The organism is Litorivita sp. NS0012-18, from assembly GCF_040371945.1.
Taxonomy (GTDB): Bacteria; Pseudomonadota; Alphaproteobacteria; order Rhodobacterales; family Rhodobacteraceae; genus Litorivita.
On sequence record NZ_BAABWS010000001.1, the window covers coordinates 348,699 to 367,088 of the forward strand.

14 protein-coding genes are annotated in these 18,390 nt (G+C 62.1%); 6 read left to right on the forward strand and 8 right to left on the reverse strand.

Annotated elements, in window-relative coordinates; translation table 11 throughout:
* Positions 1-4 precede the first annotated feature (4 nt).
* The gene (locus tag ABWV64_RS01690; protein ID WP_353342541.1) at positions 5-607 is read right to left on the reverse strand and encodes a lytic transglycosylase domain-containing protein; all 603 of its coding nucleotides are present in this window, start codon (positions 605-607) and stop codon (positions 5-7) included.
* Positions 608-964: 357 nt separating this feature from the next.
* Here ABWV64_RS01690 and ABWV64_RS01695 point away from each other — a divergent pair, with 357 nt between their 5' ends.
* The gene (locus tag ABWV64_RS01695) at positions 965-1,459 is read left to right on the forward strand and encodes a single-stranded DNA-binding protein (protein WP_353342542.1); all 495 of its coding nucleotides are present in this window, start codon (positions 965-967) and stop codon (positions 1,457-1,459) included.
* A gap of 64 nt (positions 1,460-1,523) precedes the next feature.
* On the opposite strand, the gene ABWV64_RS01700 is transcribed toward ABWV64_RS01695, so the two are convergent.
* Positions 1,524-1,661 (reverse strand): hypothetical protein, encoded by a 138-nt coding sequence (locus ABWV64_RS01700; protein WP_353342543.1) that lies wholly within the window; start codon positions 1,659-1,661, stop codon positions 1,524-1,526.
* Positions 1,662-1,728: 67 nt separating this feature from the next.
* Between ABWV64_RS01700 and ABWV64_RS01705 the strand changes: the two genes are divergently transcribed.
* Together ABWV64_RS01705 and typA are read left to right on the forward strand one after the other, a co-directional pair.
* Positions 1,729-2,706, forward strand: coding sequence for a GNAT family N-acetyltransferase (locus ABWV64_RS01705; RefSeq protein WP_353342544.1), 978 nt, complete (start codon positions 1,729-1,731; stop codon positions 2,704-2,706).
* Between the two features lie 83 nt (positions 2,707-2,789).
* Positions 2,790-4,613, forward strand: a complete 1,824-nt coding sequence (typA, locus tag ABWV64_RS01710; protein WP_353342545.1) for a translational GTPase TypA — start codon at positions 2,790-2,792, stop codon at positions 4,611-4,613.
* Between the two features lie 84 nt (positions 4,614-4,697).
* Here typA and ABWV64_RS01715 read toward each other — a convergent pair whose 3' ends face one another.
* The 3 genes from ABWV64_RS01715 to recA form a co-directional block, all read right to left on the reverse strand.
* Positions 4,698-4,985 (reverse strand): DUF1330 domain-containing protein, encoded by a 288-nt coding sequence (locus tag ABWV64_RS01715; protein WP_353342546.1) that lies wholly within the window; start codon positions 4,983-4,985, stop codon positions 4,698-4,700.
* 3 nt (positions 4,986-4,988) lie between these two features.
* The gene (gene alaS / locus ABWV64_RS01720; protein WP_353342548.1) at positions 4,989-7,631 is read right to left on the reverse strand and encodes an alanine--tRNA ligase; all 2,643 of its coding nucleotides are present in this window, start codon (positions 7,629-7,631) and stop codon (positions 4,989-4,991) included.
* Positions 7,632-7,778: 147 nt separating this feature from the next.
* The gene (gene recA, locus ABWV64_RS01725) at positions 7,779-8,876 is read right to left on the reverse strand and encodes a recombinase RecA (RefSeq protein ID WP_353342549.1); all 1,098 of its coding nucleotides are present in this window, start codon (positions 8,874-8,876) and stop codon (positions 7,779-7,781) included.
* A gap of 195 nt (positions 8,877-9,071) precedes the next feature.
* Between recA and ABWV64_RS01730 the strand changes: the two genes are divergently transcribed.
* Positions 9,072-9,665 (forward strand): sulfotransferase family protein, encoded by a 594-nt coding sequence (locus tag ABWV64_RS01730; RefSeq protein WP_353342550.1) that lies wholly within the window; start codon positions 9,072-9,074, stop codon positions 9,663-9,665.
* Between the two features lie 15 nt (positions 9,666-9,680).
* Here ABWV64_RS01730 and ABWV64_RS01735 read toward each other — a convergent pair whose 3' ends face one another.
* The 3 genes from ABWV64_RS01735 to guaB all read right to left on the reverse strand — a co-directional run bounded on the left by ABWV64_RS01735 (position 9,681) and on the right by guaB (position 14,821).
* The gene (locus tag ABWV64_RS01735) at positions 9,681-11,984 is read right to left on the reverse strand and encodes a hybrid sensor histidine kinase/response regulator (protein ID WP_502902632.1); all 2,304 of its coding nucleotides are present in this window, start codon (positions 11,982-11,984) and stop codon (positions 9,681-9,683) included.
* A gap of 159 nt (positions 11,985-12,143) precedes the next feature.
* Positions 12,144-13,313, reverse strand: coding sequence for an RsmB/NOP family class I SAM-dependent RNA methyltransferase (locus tag ABWV64_RS01740; protein WP_353342551.1), 1,170 nt, complete (start codon positions 13,311-13,313; stop codon positions 12,144-12,146).
* Positions 13,314-13,372: 59 nt separating this feature from the next.
* Entirely contained in the window at positions 13,373-14,821 is a 1,449-nt protein-coding gene (gene guaB, locus ABWV64_RS01745; protein WP_353342552.1) for an IMP dehydrogenase, read from the reverse strand.
* 206 nt (positions 14,822-15,027) lie between these two features.
* On the opposite strand from guaB, the gene ABWV64_RS01750 reads away from it, so the two are divergent.
* Both ABWV64_RS01750 and ABWV64_RS01755 read left to right on the forward strand, forming a co-directional pair.
* Positions 15,028-16,233, forward strand: a complete 1,206-nt coding sequence (locus ABWV64_RS01750; RefSeq protein ID WP_353342553.1) for a CaiB/BaiF CoA transferase family protein — start codon at positions 15,028-15,030, stop codon at positions 16,231-16,233.
* A 100-nt stretch (positions 16,234-16,333) separates the two neighbouring features.
* Positions 16,334-18,385 (forward strand): ASKHA domain-containing protein, encoded by a 2,052-nt coding sequence (locus tag ABWV64_RS01755; protein ID WP_353342554.1) that lies wholly within the window; start codon positions 16,334-16,336, stop codon positions 18,383-18,385.
* Positions 18,386-18,390: the final 5 nt, after the last annotated feature.

Sequence of the window (18,390 nt, forward strand, 5' to 3'; positions counted from 1 at the left end):
TGGACTAGCTGCCCCAAATCTTGCGCACATAATTGCGCGTCTCGCGGTAGGGCGGCACGCCGCCGTATTTCTCCACCGCCCCCGGCCCCGCGTTATAGGCCGCCAAGGCCAAGCGCCACGATCCGAATTTGCGATACTGCATCTTCAAATAGCGCGCGCCGCCTTCGAGGTTTTGTTGCGGATCATGTGGGTTTACGCCCAAAACCGCCGCCGTGGCGGGCATGAGTTGCGCCAGACCGAGCGCGCCTTTGTGCGAGCGCGCCCGCACTTTCCAGCCTGATTCTTGCTGCACCAGCCGCAAAAACAAATCCTCGGGCACCCCGTGTTTGCGTGCCGCATCGCGCGCCACGTTCAACAGCGGTCCGCGATATTTACCGCGATAGGCGGGCGATCCGTAATTGCCTGGAATATTTGCTCTTTTCGGCTGCAAACTCACCGAATTGGCATATTGTTTGGCGGCGCGGGTGTCGAGCACGCGGGTTTGTTTGGAGAACACATGCGTGCTGGAACGGGTTGAAAACATATCGGCCTGCGCGGCGCGCGGCGCAGCCGTCAGCCCCAGTGCCCCCATCGCGACAAGCGCGGCAGCCAAACCGGTGTTGCGCATTTTTGTCCCCATTCCCTAAACGCAAAGCCCTCGGCCCATAGGCCATGGCGCTTCAAATTGGCCCACAAGTTAACGCCGCCACCTTTGGTTTTGAACCCTTTGCCGCCGGTTTTCCCCGCGGCGTTTGACAAAAACGGCAAGAAACCGCTGATCTTGACCGCCCCATTCGCGCGCGATACCTGCATAGGGGCCATGAGCCGCGCGCCGCAATCGGGCGCGGCGCCGCGTTGCAGCGCCTGATTCGCGCTTCAAATGCCTTGATGGACGGGCCCGCGCGCAAATTCGGCATTGCCGCGCCCGCCCCAAGATGGTGTAACCTACCCTCAAAGACGAACAAGATTCAGCGGGAGGCTCACAATGGCCGGTTCGGTTAACAAGGTAATTCTCATCGGCAATTTGGGGCGCGACCCCGAGGTGCGCACCTTCAGCAACGGCGGCAAGGTTTGCAACCTGCGCATCGCAACCTCCGAGACGTGGAAGGACAAGAACACCGGCGAGCGCAAGGAGCGCACCGAGTGGCACAGCGTTGCGATTTTCCAAGAGGGTCTGGTCCGCGTTGCCGAGCAATATTTGCGCAAAGGCTCCAAAGTCTACGTCGAGGGCAAACTGCAAACCCGCAAATGGCAGGACCAATCGGGCGCGGACCGCTATTCGACCGAGGTCGTGTTGCAAGGTTTCGACGGCGTGTTGACCATGCTTGACGGGCGCGGCGAAGGCGGCGGCCAAGGCGGCGGCGGCAATTACGGCGGATCCTCGGGCGGCGACTACGGCGGCTCGTCGTCCTCCTCCTCGGGTGGTGACTTCGGCGGCGGCGCGCCCTCGCGCGACATCGACGACGAAATCCCCTTCTAAAGCCTCGCCGCAATCACAATATTTTTGGAAATGGCCGCTCGTTTGGGTGGCCATTTTTCATTGGCTAAAACAACAGCGAAATAATCGCGGCACATGCAAAGGGCACCGACAAGGCGCAGGCCACCAAAAGCGCCGCCCATGGGGTGAGCCGCGGGCTGGGCGCGCTGTGGTTCATCACATGGGGCTGTTGCTTGTGTTTCATAACCGCAATTAACCACGTTTTAGCTTTTCAAAGTCTTAACTCGGTCCAGCCCCCAAGCGGAGAGACGATGATCGAGATTGAATGGCACCCTGCGCGACGTTGCGCCATGCCGCCCGGCGCGGCGATGCCCCCTTTGCAACAACACCCCGCCTATGCTGCGGCCATGGCCCGCGGAATAGGCCACGGCGCAGAGGACATACGCGCCGCATTGATCCGAGAAAACGGCGCGGTCATCGGGCGTGCGCAGGTGATGCTGCGCCATTTTCCGCTGGCGGGCATGGTCGGATATATGCCGCGCGGTCCGGTGTGGTGCAGCGCGCCCGCGCGCGAGACCGCCATCGCAGCCCTGCGCGCCATGCCGCGTAGCCTGCGCAGCGAAGGCACGGCTTGCCGTTTGTGGATCTGCAATGCCGAGGGTGACGCGCCTGCCGCCGCCCTGTCTCGCATCGGCTACCTGCCGGTCATTACGCCCCAACATGTTGCCGAGATTGATCTCGATGAGGACCAAGACCGCCGCCTTGCCCGCCAAAGCGGCAAATGGCGTAACCGCTTGCGCCATGCACAAGGGCGAGAGTTGCATATCACCCATCGCCCGCTGAGCACCGCGCGCGACGGTTGGCTTTTGGCCGCCGAGACCGTGCAGCAAGGGGCCAAAGGATATCGCGCCCTGCCCGTCAGCTTTGCAGCCCATTACCCGACCGACCTGACCCGCCTGTTTCTGGCCGAACGCAAAGGCGAGGTCATCGCCGCGATGCTGGTCCTGCGCCATGGCGCGGCGGCGAGCTATCACATCGGCTGGAGCAGCAGCGCGGGCAAATCCGCATCGGCCCATAACCTTCTGTTGTGGCAAGCGTCCAATTGGCTCGCGCGCAAGGGGGTGCGGCGCTTTGATCTGGGCACGCTCGACACGCAAGCCGCCGCAGGGCTGGCGCGGTTCAAACTTGGCGCGGGGGCGCGTCCGCGGGCGCTTGGCCCAACGATGCTCTATTCGCCGCCCAGCGGGGTTTTGGGCCGGATCAGGGCCCATCTTAAGCACGCTGCGTGAAATCGCACGGTTTCGCGCCTTTCCCTCTGGTTTTTTCTGCGGATGCAGTATAGGCGGCTCAGCGAACAACCAAAGGACCCCCCATGGACCTGCGCAATATTGCCATTATCGCCCACGTTGACCACGGCAAAACCACGCTCGTGGACGAACTGTTGAAACAATCCGGTGTTTACCGCGAGAACCAAGCCACGACCGAACGGGCGATGGACAGCAATGATCTCGAGCGCGAGCGCGGGATCACCATTCTGGCCAAGGCGACATCGGTCGAATGGGGCGGCCACCGCATCAACATCGTCGACACCCCTGGCCACGCCGATTTCGGCGGCGAGGTGGAGCGGATTTTGTCGATGGTGGACGGTGTTGTCCTCTTGGTCGATGCCGCCGAAGGTCCGATGCCGCAAACCAAATTCGTGACCTCCAAAGCGCTTGCACTGGGTCTGCGCCCGATTGTCGTGCTCAACAAGGTCGACAAGCCCGACGCCGAACCCGACCGCGCGCTCGACGAATGCTTTGATCTCTTTGCCTCGCTGGGGGCCAATGACGAACAGCTGGATTTCCCCCATATGTATGCCTCGGGCCGCAATGGTTGGGCCGATATGGAGCTGGACGGGCCGCGCAAGGATCTGACCGCGCTGTTCGACATGATCCTCAAACATGTGCCCGCGCCCGCCCAATTGGCGCGCCGCGAAGAACCCTTTACCATGCTGGCCACGACGCTTGGCGCGGACCCGTTTATCGGCCGCCTGCTCACCGGCCGTGTCGAAAGCGGCACGCTCAAAGCGGGCGACAGCCTCAAAGCTGTCAGCCGCGATGGCACGTTGATCGAAAACTTCCGCGCGACGAAAATCCTCGCCTTCCGCGGCCTGTCGCAGCAACCGATCGATGTGGCCGAAGCGGGCGATATCGTCTCGATCGCGGGCATGACCAAAGCCACCGTCGCCGACAGCCTGCTCGACCCGTCGGTGAACACGCCCCTGCCCGCGCAACCGATTGATCCGCCCACCATCACCGTGACCTTTGGCATCAACGACAGCCCCTTGGCGGGCCGCGATGGCAAAAAGGTGCAATCGCGCGTCATCCGTGACCGTTTGATGAAAGAAGCCGAATCCAACGTCGCGATCAAAATCTCCGACACCCCCGGCGGTGAGGCCTTCGAAGTCGCCGGCCGCGGCGAGCTTCAGATGGGCGTCTTGATCGAAAACATGCGCCGCGAAGGCTTTGAACTGTCGATCTCGCGCCCGCAGGTTCTCTTCCAAGAGGGCGAGAATGGCGAGCGTCTGGAGCCGATCGAAGAAGTCACCGTCGATGTGGATGACGAATATTCCGGCGCCGTGATCGAAAAACTCACCGGTCCGCGCAAAGGCGATCTGGTTGAAATGAAGCAAAACGCCGGTAAAACCCGCATCGTGGCCCATGTGCCCTCGCGCGGTTTGATCGGCTATCACGGCGAATTCCTGACCGACACGCGCGGCACCGGCGTTCTCAACCGCGTGTTCCATTCGTGGGCGCCGCACAAAGGCCCGATCCCGGGTCGCCGTGCGGGTGTTCTGATCTCGATGGAAAACGGCCAATCGGTCGCCTATGCGCTTTGGAACCTCGAAGAGCGCGGCAAGATGTTTATCGGCGCGCAGGCCGACGTCTATACCGGTATGATCATTGGCGAGCACAGCCGCGAGAACGATCTCGAAGTGAACCCCTTGAAGGGCAAAAAACTGACCAACGTGCGGGCCTCGGGCACCGACGAAGCGGTTCGTTTGACCACACCGGTCACCTTGTCCCTCGAAGAGGCGATTGCCTATATCGACAATGACGAATTGGTCGAAGTGACGCCCAATTCGATCCGGATGCGCAAACGCTACCTTGACCCGCACGAGCGCAAGCGCCACGCGAAATCTTCGGGCCAATAAGGCCGGATTGCACAACAAAAAACGGGGGCCAATCGGCCCCCGTTTTGCATGACGGGTCTTGCGGTGCTGCGGGTCTTGGCGCGGTTATTCGCTGACCTCGACGATCATCAATTCACGCTCGGACGCGCCGCGTGCATGGTTTAATGCCGCCTGATAAGCATCGGAATGATAACACTTTTCCGCATCCTCAAGCGAGGGGAAGCGCGCCACGACATTGCGCGGACGCTCCTTGCCTTCGAGCTGCACAAACCTTGCGCCGCGCGCGATGAAGGCGCCGCCATGGGCGGCAATCGCGGGGCCGGCCAATTCGGCGTATTTGGCATAGGCGTCGGGGTCTGTCACCGTGACATGGGCAATCCAAAGAGCGGTCATAGTCTATCCTTTGATCAGGGCTTCGACCGCCGCGATGGCGGCCTCGGCGTTGCTGGCGTCTTTCGCGCCGCCTTGGGCCATATCGGGGCGGCCACCGCCGCCCTTCCCGCCCAATTCCGGCACAGCGGCCTGCACCATGGCCACCGCCGAAAGCCGGTCGGTCAAATCATCGGTGACGCCCGCAGCCACGGCCACCTTGTCGCCATCCGCGATGAGCAATACCGCGCCCGATCCGAGCTTGGCCTTATGCTCCGCGATCAGCGCCGGAAGGTCCTTGCCGGTCACGCCTTGCAGCACCTGCGCCACCAGTTTCACGCCGCCGATCTCCTTGACCTCGACATCCGCGCCGCCCGCCATCGCCAACTCGCGGCGCAATTGCGCCACTTCATTGCTCAGCGCCTTGCGCTCGTCGAGCAAACCCTGCACGCGCTCGACAATCATCGCCGGCTGGGTTTTGAGCATGCCTGACAGCGCCGCAATGCGGCCTGCCTCGTCTTGCAAATAGGCAAAAGCCGCCTGTCCGGTCAGCGCTTCGATCCGGCGCACGCCTGCGCTGGACGCCCCTTCGGCGATGATCACGCATAGGCCTATATCGCCGGTCTGTTTGACATGGGTGCCGCCGCAAAGCTCCAAAGAATAAGTGTTTCCGTCCAACCCCTTACCGGTATTGGCGTGGCCCATGGATACGACCCGAACCTCATCGCCGTATTTCTCGCCGAACAGCGCCTGCGCGCCCAATTCGCGCGCGTCATCAGGCGTCATGATACGGGTTTCGACCGCCGTATTCTGACGGATATATGCGTTCACATCGGCGCCGATCTTGGCCAATTCCGCCTCGGAGACCGGTGCATTATGGGAAAAATCAAACCGCAAACGATCCTCGGCATTGAGCGAGCCGCGCTGCGCCACATGGGTGCCAAGGGTTTCGCGCAGCGCCTCGTGGAGCAAATGCGTGGCCGAATGGTTGGCGCGAATGGCACTGCGCCGCGCGTGATCGACCAACAGCCGCGCGCCCGCGCCGGTCGTGATCTCGCCCTCGACAACTTCGGCAAAGTGGATAAACACATCCGCCGATTTGCGCGTGTCGGTGATCTTGGCCGTGCCTTTGTCGGTGCGAAGCACACCTGTATCGCCGACCTGCCCGCCGCTTTCGGCGTAAAACGGCGTCTGGTTCACGGCGATTTGCACGCTCTCGCCCGCCTTGGCCGACGCGGCCGCCGCGCCGTCCTTGACCAAAGCCACGATCTGTCCCTCGGCGCTTTCGGTGTCATAGCCAAGGAATTCGGTGGTGCCGCTTTCGCGCGCGATGTCGAACCAGATCTCTGCATCCGCCGCCTCGCCAGAGCCGGACCACGCCGCACGCGCCTTGGCACGTTGCTCCTCCATCGAGGCGTCAAATCCGTCTGTATCGACCTCGCGGCCCTTCTCACGCAGCGCATCTTGGGTCAGGTCGAGCGGGAAACCATAGGTGTCATAAAGCTTAAAGGCCGCTTCACCTGGCAAAGGTGCACCTTCGGGCAGGCCCGCCAATTCATCATCCAAAAGCCGCAAGCCGCGATCAAGTGTTTGTTTGAAACGGGTTTCTTCGAGCTTGAGCGTCTCTTCGATCAAGCTTTGCGCTTGGCGCAACTCGGCGTAATGCCCGCCCATTTGGTTGACCAGCGCAGGCACCAAACGGTGCATGACTGGATCTTTGGCGCCCAGCAAATGCGCGTGGCGCATCGCGCGGCGCATGATCCGGCGCAGAACATAGCCGCGCCCCTCGTTGGACGGCATCACCCCGTCGGCGATGAGGAAAGAGGTCGAGCGCAGGTGATCGGCGATCACGCGGTGATGCACATTTCCTGGTCCATCGGGGTCTTGGCTGGTGGCATGGGCCGAGGCCTCGATGAGCGCGCGCATCAGATCCGTATCATAATTGTCATGTTTGCCTTGCAATAGCGCGCCGATCCGCTCCAGTCCCATGCCGGTGTCGATCGATTGCATATCGAGCGCGCGCATCGAGCCGTTCTCGAATTGCTCGTTCTGCATGAAAACCACGTTCCAAATTTCGATGAAACGGTCGCCATCCTCATCGGCCGAGCCCGGAGGGCCGCCCCAGATGTGATCGCCGTGGTCATAGAAAATCTCCGAGCACGGCCCGCACGGTCCGGTCGGCCCCATCTGCCAAAAATTGTCATTGGTGGCGATGCGGATGATCCGGTTTTCGGGGACGCCGAGTTTCTTCCAGATATCAAAGGCTTCGTCATCTGTGTGGTAGACCGTCGTCAAAAGCCGGTTCTTGTCGATGCCGAAATCCTTGGTCAGCAATTCCCAAGCGAAAGGGATCGCCTCGGTCTTGAAATAGTCGCCAAAGCTGAAGTTGCCGAGCATTTCGAAAAACGTGTGGTGACGCGCGGTATAGCCGACATTGTCGAGATCATTGTGTTTGCCGCCCGCGCGCACGCATTTTTGCGAGGATGTCGCGCGGTCGTAGTCGCGTTTTTCCACGCCGGTAAAACAGTTTTTGAACTGCACCATGCCCGAATTGGTAAACATCAGCGTCGGGTCGTTGCGCGGCACCAAAGGCGAGCTGTCCACAACCTGATGGCCTTGGCGGGCGAAATAATCGAGAAAGGTCGAACGAATATCGTTGAGCGAGGCCATGTGGTTCTTTCCGGCAAATTCTTGGGTCTGGCATGATTTATCTGCCCCTGCCCGCCGTGTCCACCGCAACAGTGCGCCGTATATAGGCGCTCAACGAAAAGGCCGCCTCGAAAGGCGGCCTTTGGTCTTCATACCATCAATCGGCAATCACGCCTCGAAGATATCATCCGCGCCATCACCATCATCGCTCGCCTCGGCGCCATCAGACGTCATATCGAAATCAAGCCCATGCGCCGCACGGATCTTGTCTTCAATCTCCATCGCCATGGGGCCATTTTCCTTGAGGAAGGTTTTGGCATTCTCGCGGCCCTGACCGATCCGCTCGTCGCCATAGGAATACCAGCTTCCCGATTTATCCACGACGCCCGCCTTGACCCCGAGGTCCAAAAGCTCGCCGGTTTTCGAGATGCCTTCGCCATACATGATGTCAAATTCCACCTGCTTAAAGGGTGGCGCCACCTTGTTCTTCACGACTTTCACACGCGTCGCATTGCCGACCACCTCATCGCGGTCCTTGAGCGAGCCGATCCGGCGAATATCGAGGCGCACAGAGGAATAGAATTTGAGCGCATTGCCGCCGGTGGTGGTTTCGGGGCTGCCGAACATCACGCCGATTTTCATCCGGATCTGGTTGATAAAGACCACCATGCAATTGGAACGGCTGATCGATCCGGTCAGTTTGCGCATCGCTTGGCTCATCAAGCGGGCATGCACGCCGACCGAACTATCGCCCATCTCGCCTTCCAGCTCGCTTTTCGGGGTCAAGGCCGCGACCGAGTCGACAACGACCATGCTCACCGCGCCCGAACGCACCAGCGTATCAACGATCTCCAGCGCCTGCTCGCCCGTGTCTGGCTGCGAAATCAAAAGCTCGTCAATATTGACGCCGACGCGTTTGGCATATTGCGGATCAAGCGCGTGTTCGGCATCGACAAAGGCGCAAACGCCGCCCTTCTTTTGCTCTTCGGCCACACAATGCAGCGTCAGCGTGGTTTTGCCCGAGCTTTCCGGCCCGTAGATTTCCACGATCCGCCCTTTGGGCAAACCGCCGATCCCGAGCGCGATATCAAGACCCAGCGAACCGGTCGAGGTCGCCTCGATCTCTTGCACCGCATTTTCGGCCCCGAGCTTCATGATCGAGCCCTTGCCAAACTGGCGCTCGATTTGCGCCAGCGCGCTGTCGAGCGCCTTTTGCTTGTCCGCTTGCTTTTTGTTGTCCATTTTCGAAAGATCTGCCGTTGCCATGTCAGTTTATTCCTTATCCCATAACCTGCCGCGCGCGGCAATGTCACATTATGTTCTGATCTTGTTCTTCGCCACCATGGGACCAAAATGAGAACATTTCAACATAAATTTTTCGATCCACTCTGTTTTTCACTTTGCCAAAGCGATAGTTTACAAGTGATTAATCCGCCGCACGCAGGGAGCCAGGACCGGTAAATGTTGATTTTTTCCAAAGCAAAGCTGGTATTTCTATCCATGCCCAAAACCGGCACCACGGCCTTTGAAACCGCGCTCGCGCCCTATGCGTCGCAGATCGTCAGCGACCCGCCCGAGCTCAAACATGCGCCGCTTTACCGCTACAACCGGTTTTTCAGGCCGATGCTGGAGAAATTCGTCTCGCCCGATATCGAAACATTGGCGGTGGTGCGCGAACCGATTGACTGGCTTGGCAGCTGGTATCGTTATCGCCGCCGCCCGTTCTTGGCCGGCAAACCGACCTCGACGGCCGAGATCAGCTTTGAGGAGTTTGTGCAGGCCTATTGCAAGGGCAACCGCCCCGAATTTGCAAATATCGGATCGCAGGTCAATTTCATCAAGCCGCAGCCCAATGGCACCAAGGTGGACCATCTGTTCCGCTACGAGAATCAGGCGGCTTTGCTGGCCTTTCTGGAAGAACGTCTGGAGATGAAGATCGAATTGGGCCGCGAGAACGTCTCGCCGGCGATGCCGCTCGCGCTGTCCGCGGGCACCGAGGAAAAGCTGCGCCGCAAATGCGCCGATGAATTCACCCTTTGGCAGAGCATCGCATAGCGCCCCTACCGAACCCTAGGCCGCGCGCGGGTCGATCATCATTTGGCGTTGGACCGTTTCGGTCAATTCGGTGAGCGAGAAGGGTTTGGGCAAGAACACCGAATTCGTGATCCGCTTTTGGTGGTCGCCAAAGCTTTCCTCGGCATAGCCGGATACAAACACCACCCGCACGTCAGGGCGCTCTTTGAGAGCTTCGCGCACCCATGTCGGCCCGTCCATTCCGGGCATCACCACATCGGTTACGAAGACATCGACCCGCAACTCCGCCTCTTCGAGCACCTTGAGCGCCTCCTCGGCCGAGTCGGCCTCCAGCACGGTAAAGCCGCGCATTTTGAGCGCGCGCGAGGCAAAGGCGCGCACCGGCGCCTCGTCCTCGACCAACAGCACCACCCCATCGGCGGCTTCGGTCTCTTCGGCGCGCGCGGCTTCGGCCTTTGGCACGGCCTGCGGCATCGGCGCTTCGTCGTTCACCGGCAAAAGCAGGGTAAAGGTCGTGCCCTCGCCCGGAGTACTGTCGGCAAAGATAAATCCGCCGGTTTGCTTGATAATGCCGTAAGCGGTGGACAGGCCCAGACCGGTGCCCTCACCGGTGCGTTTGGTGGTGTAGAAAGGCTCGAACACTTTTTGCAGCTTGTCGGCCGGAATCCCGATGCCTTGGTCCACGACAGTCACCGAGACATAGTCCCCAGGCGGCACAACGGCGCGGTCGCGGTCCATCGGCGTGTCGAAGGTTTTCGAAGAGGTCTCGATGCGGATCTCGCCGCCATCGGGCATGGCATCGCGGGCGTTCACCACGAGGTTCATCAAGACCTGTTCCAACTGCCGTTTGTCGGCGCGGATCGAGCGCAGCACCGGATCATGGATCAAAGTGAGCGTCACCCGCTCGCCCACCAACCGGTTCAAAAGATGGGTCAAATCCGACAATGTATCGCGCAGATCAAGCGTCTCGGGGCGCAGGGTCTGTTTGCGCGAGAAGGCCAGAAGCTGCCCGACCAACGCCGCGGCGCGGTTGGCGTTCTGGTTGATCTGGACCAGATCGGCGTAATCCGTATCGCCTTGATCATGACGCAGCAGCAACAGGTCACAATGGCCGGAAATCGCGGTCAGGAGGTTGTTGAAATCATGCGCCACGCCGCCCGCCAATTGCCCGATCGCCTGCATCTTCTGACTTTGCACAAATTGCGCTTCGAGGGTTTTCAATTCGGTCGCATCGTTGAGCACCGCGATCAGGGCGGGTTCTCCGCCGTCGGTGATGCGCTTGAGCGTGACCTGCACAAAGACCTCTTTGTCCTCGCGGATCACCCGCAAAAATTCACTATGCTGCAATCCGCGCCCTGCGGCGGCCTCGCGCAGCCATTCGGAAATCGACCGGCCCAGCCCCTCCATGAGGTTGGACATCAACAACCCGTTGCTGCTTTGAATCCCCAAAAGCTGGCGCGCCTGACGGTTTGACAATTGCACCTCGCCGGAATGGGCGATTTTGAGCAAGGGCACGGGCAATTCCTCGATAAAGCTCCATCCGGTGCCATGGGTGTCTTGTTCGATCTCGGCGCCCGGAAGCAAGATCAACTCGCGCCGCCCCGCGCTGGCCTCGACCTCGGTCACAAGGCAGGGCACAACCCCGTCCGCCGTGGCCACATCATTGATCCGCCCGCGCCGCACCGGAAGCTCGCAAAACACGCGGTCGAGCGATTTGGAACGCTCGCCAACCAGCCGCCGCGCGGCGTCATTCATGAACAAGATCGCGTCGTTGCGCCCCACGGTCAGCATTGGCAGGCTAAAGCTTTCGGCGGGGCGGGCAGCGGGCGCGCGTTCGCCCATTTCCTCAAGCCGCCACAAAAAGCTGTTGTCGCCCACCACATGCACGCCAAGACGCACATGCCCCTTGCGCGTGACCACATCCTCGCGCGCGGCGCCGCCCGCCTGCGCGCGGGTTTGCAACCGGAAAAGCACCGCCCCCGGATTGCCGAAAATATCCGAGAGCACACCGGCCAACGTGGGCGCGTCATGGGCGTCAAACCGCGCCTGCGCCGCCGCATTGCGATGCATGATCGCGCCGTCTTTGTCGGTGACAAAGCTGGCCGCGGCATCATGTTCGACAAATCCGGCGATGGTGTCATAGGCGCCTCTGCGCCCGCGTGCATTCCACGCCGAGATCACCGCAATCACCACACAGAGCGAAAACAGGCTCACCGCGATCAGCGCAAATCCCTTTTGCATCATCGGGTTAGAGAGCAAAAACGACGCCCCTGCAAAGAACAGCGCCATGAACAACAAAACCGCGATACGCGGCTTAATCCGTGCGGAGGCCCGTGTCATCGGACCGGGGGTAAGTGCGGTAAAGGCCAAGTTTGCTGTCCCATCGTGCGATTCTGCTCCGATGCATTAGGAGCCAAAAAACCTTAACGAGACCTTAAATACAGGGAAACCCCTCGCCGCAAAACACCTATAGATTGTGCGGCGCCCCCTGCGGGCGGGTCAGCCCCGCCGCAAATGCGCCGTGAAAAACCCGTCGCCGCCCTGCGCAAGGCTCCAGCCGCGTTGCAAATGGGCCGTCCACGCGGGGTGGCGCGCGATAAACCCATCCACCTGCGCGCCGTTCTCCGGCTCCAGAACCGAACAGGTCGCATAGGCCAAAAGCCCCTGCGGCGCGACCAATTCCGCCGCCGCATTCAATATCTCGGCCTGAAGCGCCAGCAAATCCGCAAACCGCGCCTCGCCGAGCGCCCATTTGCCTTCGGGCGCGCGCCGCCATGCGCCCGATCCCGAACAGGGCGCATCGCACAGCACCAGATCGAAGGGCGCGGCCTGAGCCAGATCCTGCGGCTCCAAAAGCGTGACCTTGGCCCCCGCCCGCTCGGCCCGATCAGGCAGGTCTTTCATCCGCGCGGGCGCAATATCATGGGCAAAGACCTGCGCCTTGGGAAAGGCCGCAGCCAGCGCAAGCGATTTGCCGCCGCCGCCCGCGCAATAATCCAAGATACGCAGCGGCGCGGCGCCGTCTAGCGCGTCGATCACCGCTTGGCTGGCCCCGTCCTGTAGCTCCACCAGCCCGTCAAGATAGGCCCGCGATTGCGCCACGCGCCGCGCGCCATCGGTCACCAAAAGCGCCGTAGGCGAAATCTCGTGCGGCGCGGTCTCGACCCCCTCGCTTGCCAGCGCCTGCGCCGCCTGCGCGCGCGTGGTCTTGAGCAGGTTGGCGCGCAAGAACACCGGTGCGCGGCGGCGCGCGGCCTCGGCCGTGGCCTGCGCCTCGGCGCCCAAGGACGCCGTCCACAGCGGCACCAGCCAGTCGGGCAAATCCATCCGCGCGCCATCGCTTTGCGGCGCCTCGCCTGCGGCCTCTTCTTCGGCGCTCAGCGGTGCGGGCGCATGGCCAAGCCCCGAGAAAACCTCGGACGCGTCCATGCCTTGCGCGCGCACCATGCCAAGCAGGATCGCGCGCCCCGTATCGCCCCCGCCAAGCGCCGCAAAAGAGCGGCGCGCGCGCAGCGCATCAAACACATGGTCGCGCACGGCGGCGCGGTCCTTGCTGCCCGCAAAACGCGAGCGGCGCGACCATCCCAGCAAAGCTTTTTCCGCAGGCACACCGTCCAAAATAGCGTCGAAAATCTCGATAGCGGCTTGCACGCGGGCGGCTGGGGTCATGGGTCTTCCTTCAAAGAAAAGGGCCGCGCGAGGCGGCCCGTTTTGCTGCGGATCGGGGCTTAACCGATCCGGTAATTGGGGCTTTCGCGGGTGATTTGCACGTCATGCACATGGCTTTCGGTCAAGCCTGCGCCAGTGATTTTCACGAAGGTGCAATTCTTGCGCATCGCCTCGACCGTGCCGTTGCCGGTATAGCCCATAGCGGCGCGCAAACCGCCGATCAATTGGTGGATCACCGCGCCCGCCGAACCTTTATAGGGCACCTGACCCTCGATGCCTTCGGGCACCAATTTGTCGGAGGCCGCGTCTTTTTGGAAATAACGATCCGCCGAACCGCGCGCCATGGCGCCAAGGCTGCCCATGCCGCGATAGGATTTGAACGAGCGGCCCTGATAGAGGATCACCTCGCCAGGGCTTTCGTCCGTGCCCGCGATCATGCTGCCAACCATGGCGCAAGAGGCGCCCGCCGCGATGGCCTTGGCGAAATCGCCCGAGAACTTGATGCCGCCGTCGGCGATCACCGGCACATCGCCCGCCGCTTGGGCGCAATCGGAAATTGCGGTCAATTGCGGCACGCCGACACCCGCCACCATCCGCGTGGTGCAGATCGACCCTGGTCCGATGCCGACCTTGACCGCATCCGCGCCCGCGTCGATCAAGGCTTTGGTGGCATCCGCCGTCGCCACATTGCCCGCGATGATCTGCACGGCGTTGGACAGGTTCTTGGCGCGTTTGACCGCCTCGATCACCCCTTCGGAATGGCCATGGGCCGTGTCGATCACGACGATATCGACACCCGCCGCGATCAAGGCTTCGGTACGCTCGAACCCTGCATCGCCCACCGAGGTCGCCGCCGCCACGCGCAAACGGCCCAGATCGTCCTTGCACGCGGTGGGGTTCAAGACCGCCTTTTCGGTATCTTTCAGCGTCAACAGACCGGTCAGCTTGCCGCCCGCATCGGTGACGAGCAATTTCTCGATCCGGCGCTCTTTCATCATGCCAATGGCTTGATCGCGATCCGCAGGTTCGCGCAGGATCGACAGGTTGTCCGAGGTCATCATCTTGGCCACGGGCGTATCATCCGAAGTGGCAAAGCGCATATCGCGGTTGGTCAGGATGCCGACAACGCGGCCCGCCTCGTCCACCACCGGAAAACCGGTGAAATTATAGCGCTCGATCAAGGCTTTGGCATCGGCCAGCGTTTGATTGGGAGTCAATGTGACGGGGCTATAGACGATGCCGCTCTCAAAACGTTTGACGCGGCGGACCTCGCGGGCCTGCTCTTCGACATCAAGGTTTTTGTGGATGACGCCGATGCCGCCGGCTTGGGCCATGGTGATCGCCATGCGCGATTCCGTCACCGTATCCATGGCCGAACTCAATAGCGGGATATTCATCGCAATGCCGCGCGTCACACGGGTGCGCGTGTCCGCAGTGGACGGCAGCACGCTGGACGCGGCAGGAACAAGCAAAACATCATCGAAGGTCAGCGCCTCACGAATCTCCATCTGGGTCTCTCCATGGCAAGATCGTTTGACGCCTCCCTATTGCATTAATGTGCCCGCAGGGAAAGCCCTTAATTCGCGCGCGCCCACCATATCTAGCGCGCCGCGCTCGGGGCAAAGCTTGATCTGTGTCACGGCTCTGAGGTAGCGCGCGCGCTAGGTTGGCGCTGCCCCCTTCTTGCGCCCTGCGCCAGCAACAGGATGACCCGATGAGCCATGAACCCAGCGCCGCCGCCGATCAATTCCCCCTGCCCGCCGCCGCATCCGGCCCCCTGTCGGGCATGGTGGTGATCGACCTCACCCATGTTCTGGCGGGGCCTTTTGCCTCGATGACGCTGGCCGATCTCGGCGCCACGGTGATCAAGGTCGAACCGCCCGAGGGCGGCGATGACACCCGCGCCTTCCCGCCCTTCAAAGACGGCAAAAGCGCCTACTTCGCCGCCATCAATCACGGCAAATCCTCCATCGCGCTGAACCTCAAATCGCCCGAGGATCGCGCCATATTCGACCGTCTGCTGGCCCGCGCCGATATCGTGCTCGAAAACTACCGCCCCGGTGTGATGGAGCGGCTCGGCTATGGCTGGGAGGCGCTGCACGCCGCCTATCCGGCGCTCATTTACGGCGCGGTCTCGGGCTTTGGCCACACTGGCCCCGACGCCTTGCGCCCTGCCTATGACATGGTGGTCCAAGCGCGCGGCGGCGTCATGAGCATCACCGGCGAGAAAGACCGCGAACCGGTGCGCGTCGGCGCCTCGATCGGGGATATCATCGCGGGGATGTATCTGGTGCAGGGGGTCTTGGCCGCCGCGCTCGAGCGCCGCGAGACAGGCAAGGGCCGCAAGATCGACGTGGCGATGCTCGACAGCCAACTGGCGATTTTGGAACATGCCGTGGCGCTCACCTCGGTCACCGGCTCGCCGCCCGCCCCCTCGGGCGCGCGCCACCCGTCGATCACGCCCTTTGAAACCTTTCACGCCTCGGACGGGTTGTTTGTCATCGCCGCGGGCAATGATGCGCTTTTTGCCAAGCTTTGCGCCGCGCTCGACCTGCCGCTTGCGAGCGATCCGCGCTTTGCCACCAATCCGGCGCGCTGCGAGAACGCGCGGCTGTTGAAACGGTTGATCGAGGCCGTGACCTTGGGCGCACCCAAATCCCATTGGATCGAGGCTCTGGCCGCCGCAGGCGTGCCCACAGGCCCGATCCAGAATGTCGCCGAAGCCATGCAAGACCCGCAAATCCTTGCGCGCAACATGATGGTGGATATTTTGGACCAAGAGGGTAAACCGGCCTATCGCGCCGCCGGAAACCCGATCAAGATCAGCGATGTGCCCGATCCGGCGACCCGTCCCCCCGCGCCCGATCTGGATGCGAACCGCGATGCGATCTTGCAATGGCTGGCGCGCCGCAGCGGTTAGAACCCGCCACAATGCCGCAAAACCGCAAATTTACGCCGCCCCCCTTCATTCGCGGCGCAAATTGCGCCATATGCTAGGCCGCGCAACAAGGACGCCGAGCATGACACCCGATACCGCTGCAAAAGACCCACTTGTGATTTTCATGCCTTCGGGCAAACGCGGGCATTTCGCCGCCGGCACGCCGGTTCTGACCGCCGCGCGGCAATTGGGCGTCGATCTCGACAGCGTCTGCGGCGGGCGGGGCATTTGCTCCAAATGCCAGATCCAGCCCAGCTTCGGCGCGTTTTCCAAACACGGGCTGACCTCGCGTCCAGAAGCGCTCTCGCCCTTCAACGCGGTCGAGCAGCGCTATGATGACAAGCGCGGCCTCAAGGAAGGCCGCCGTTTGGGGTGCCAAGCCACGATCCAAGGCGATGTGGTCATCGACGTGCCCGCCGAGAGCCAAGTGCACAAACAAGTGGTGCGCAAAGAGGCCGCCGCGCGCGATATCATCATGGCCCCCGCCACGCGGCTTTATGTGATCGACGTGGCCGAACCGGATATGCACGACCCCACGGGCGATTTGCAGCGCGTCGAAAAAGCGCTGCAAGAGCAATGGGATATTGATCGTATTTCATGTGCGCCCTCGCTCTTGCCGCGCCTGCAAGCGGTGCTGCGCAAAGGCAAATGGCAAGTTACCGCCGCGCTGCATACCTGCGCCGCAGGCGCCGCTCCGGCCTTGATCGATGTCTTTGCCGATCTGCCCGAAGGCGGGCTTTACGGGCTTGCCATCGACCTTGGCTCGACCACCATCGCCGCGCATCTGTGCAGCCTTGAGGACGGGCGCGTCATTGCCTCTTCGGGGGTGATGAACCCGCAAATCCGCTTTGGCGAAGACCTGATGAGCCGCGTGTCCTACGCGATGATGAACCCCACCGGCGCCGCCGAAATGACCGCCGCCGTGCGCGAGGCCCTCTCGGCTCTGGCCGCCGAGATCATCAGCCAAGGCGCGGTTGATCCGGCGCTGGTCACCGAGGCGGTGATCGTGTGCAATCCGGTGATGCACCACCTGTTGCTTGGCATTGATCCGACCGAACTGGGCCAAGCGCCCTTTGCGCTGACCACCTCGGATGCGCTGAACCTGAGCGCCTCGGATGTCGAGATGCGCGGGCTGAACCCGCGCGCGCAGCTCTATATCCTGCCCTGTATTGCGGGCCATGTCGGGGCCGATGCCGCCGCCGTTGCGCTATCGGAGGAACCACATAAATCCGATGACTTGGCGCTCATTGTTGATGTGGGCACCAATGCCGAAATCCTGCTTGGCGACAAAAATCGCGTTCTGGCGTGCTCCTCGCCCACCGGCCCCGCTTTCGAGGGCGCGCAAATCTCCTCGGGCCAACGCGCCGCGCCTGGTGCGATTGAACGCGTCGCGATCAATCCGGCCACCAAAGAGCCGCGGTTTTCCGTGATCGGCTGCGCGCTGTGGTCTGATGAGGCGGGCTTTGCCGAGGCCACCGCCACCACCGGCATCACCGGCATTTGCGGCTCCGGCATCATCGAGGCCGTGGCCGAAATGCGCCTTGCGGGTCTGGTCGATGCGGCGGGCCTGATCGGCGCCCCCGCGCAAACCGGCAGCGAACGCTGTATCCCCACGGGGCGCACCCATGAATATCTTATCTATGACGGAAGCGCCGACGGCGGCCCGCGCATCACCGTGACCCAAGGCGACATTCGCGCCATCCAACTGGCCAAATCGGCGCTTTATGCCGGGGCGCGCCTGTTGATGGACGAGATCGGCGTCGATCAGGTGGACCGCGTGGTGCTGGCGGGGGCCTTTGGCGCGCATATCTCGCCCAAACATGCGATGATCCTCGGCATGATCCCCGATGCGCCTTTGGACAAGGTCACGTCGGCAGGCAATGCCGCAGGCACCGGCGCGCGCATTGCGCTGTGCTCGCTGGCCGCGCGCGCCGAGGTCGAAGCCTTGGTGCACCGCATCACCAAAGTCGAGACCGCCATCGAGCCGCGCTTCCAAGAGCATTTCGTCGCCGCCAATGCGATCCCCCATGCCACCGCCCCCTACCCGCATCTGCCGCCGCTGCCACAGGTCAGCTTCAACAGCGGCGGCCGCGACGGCGAGGGCGCCGGACGGCGGCGCAGACGCGCAAAGTGACAAAA